Origin of the sequence: Frankia sp. AgKG'84/4, from assembly GCF_023242965.2 — a bacterium.
Taxonomy (GTDB): domain Bacteria; phylum Actinomycetota; class Actinomycetes; order Frankiales; family Frankiaceae; genus Frankia.
Window position 1 is genome coordinate 1 of sequence record NZ_JALKFU020000990.1, and the last position, 1,907, is coordinate 1,907.

The 1,907-nt window shown below is 73.0% G+C and carries 2 protein-coding genes; one reads left to right on the forward strand and one right to left on the reverse strand.

Annotation, left to right across the window (positions count from 1 at the left end; genetic code table 11):
- On the reverse strand, positions 1-216 hold a 216-nt coding region (locus MXD58_RS26635), incomplete at its 3' end, for a hypothetical protein (protein ID WP_250610538.1).
- Between the two features lie 332 nt (positions 217-548).
- On the opposite strand from MXD58_RS26635, the gene MXD58_RS26640 reads away from it, so the two are divergent.
- Positions 549-1,907, forward strand: a 1,359-nt coding sequence (locus MXD58_RS26640) for an endonuclease Q family protein (protein ID WP_250610540.1), incomplete at its 3' end; no start/stop codon positions are given.

Genomic DNA, 1,907 nt, shown 5'->3' on the forward strand with positions numbered 1-1,907 from the left:
CAGCAGGACCTCGCCCGGCCCGGCGTGCTCGGCGAGCTGGGCGCTGGCGGGCAGATCGGACAGCCAGAGGACGAGTGGGTGCTCGTCGACGGTCCGCACCCGGGCGCCGCGCCCCACGGCGAGTTCCTGGAGGAAGCGCACCAGCCGGTGACAGCGGTCGGCGAGCGCCGCGCGGGCCTGCTCGTCGCCGAGGTCGGCCTCGGAACCGGTCGTCACCGCGACTCGGGGCGGGTCCGCCGCGGGTCGCCCGCGGGCTCGGGGGGCCGCTCGTCGGTCGCCATCCGCCGCCTTCTCTCCTACCCGGGCCATCGTGGTTCGCCCACGAATAATGACCGGCGTTCCGCTCCGGCCGGCGGCCGGGGCAGTCCCGATGGCCCACGCTGTGTCCACGGTCGGTCCACGCACCGGTCGATGCCCCGCCCGTCTGGCCGGACTCCGGACACCGGGTGTCCGCCTGTGTTCCTGCTGTTGGCCTGGTCGGGGCGGGTTCTCCCGCGTCGGCGTGCCGATGACGGACGGCGGCGGCGGATGCGACAACATACGCATCCGTGATGTCACGGTTCTATGCTGATTTGCACATCCACTCCCGGTACTCACGGGCCTGCAGCCGCGACTGCGACCTGGAGCACCTGGCCTGGTGGGCGGCTCGCAAGGGCATCGCCGTCGTCGGCACCGGTGACTTCACCCATCCCGCCTGGTCCCAGGAACTCGCCGAGAAGCTCGTTCCCGCCGAGCCCGGCCTGTTCCGGCTGCGGCCCGACCTCGAACGCGAGGTCCTGCGCACGCTGCCGGCCTCCTGTCGGACGGCCACCCGCTTCATGATCTCCAGTGAGATCTCCACGATCTACAAGCGCGGCGAGAAGACCCGTAAGGTTCACCACCTGCTATACGCGCCGACCCGCGAGGCCGCCGCCGCCATCACCGCGGCGCTGGCCCGCATCGGCAACCTGGCGGCCGATGGCCGGCCCATCCTCGGCCTGGACTCCCGCGACCTGCTGGAGATCACCCTGGCCGGCGGGCCGGGTTGCTACCTGGTGCCCGCGCACGTGTGGACGCCCTGGTTCGCCGTGCTGGGCTCGAAGTCCGGATTCGACGCGGTCGAGGACTGCTACGCCGACCTCGCCGACGAAATCTTCGCCCTGGAGACCGGTCTGTCCGCGGACCCGGAGATGTTCTGGCGGATCTCCGGCCTCGACCGGTATCGGCTGGTGAGCAACTCCGACGCGCACTCCCCGCCGATGCTCGGCCGGGAGGCGACGGCGTTCGACTGCGAGCTGGACTACTTCGCCATCGAGGCCGCGCTGCGCGGCGGCGACGGGTTCGCGGGAACGGTCGAGTTCTTCCCCGAGGAGGGCAAGTACCACCTCGACGGCCACCGCAGGTGCGGGGTCTGCCTGACTCCGGAGCAGACCCGTGAGGTCGGCGGGCGCTGCCCGATCTGCGGCGGCCCGCTGACGGTCGGGGTGCTCAACCGGGTCGAGGGCCTCGCGGACCGCGCGCCCGGCACGCGGCCGGCGACGGCGGGCGCGGTCAGCTCGCTGGTGCCCCTGCCGGAGGTCGTCGGGGAGATCCTCGGCGTCGGGCCGAAGAGCAAGGCGGTCGCCGCCCAGGTGAGTTCGCTGGTGTCCAGGCTGGGCCCGGAGCTGGGGATTCTAGGCGACGTGCCGACATCGGCCATCGCCGAGGCCGGGTCCGCCGAACTGGTCGAGGCGATCACGCGGCTGCGCCGCGGTGAGGTCATCCGCCACGCCGGCTTCGACGGCGAGTACGGCGTCATCCGGCTGTTCGAGCCGGACGAGCTGACCGGCGGCGGCACCCTGTTCGACCTCGCTGGGCCGCCCGGCGCGGGCGCCGCGCCGGATCGCGGCGGGATCGGCGGCATCGGCCGCGCGAAGCGGTCCCGGCAC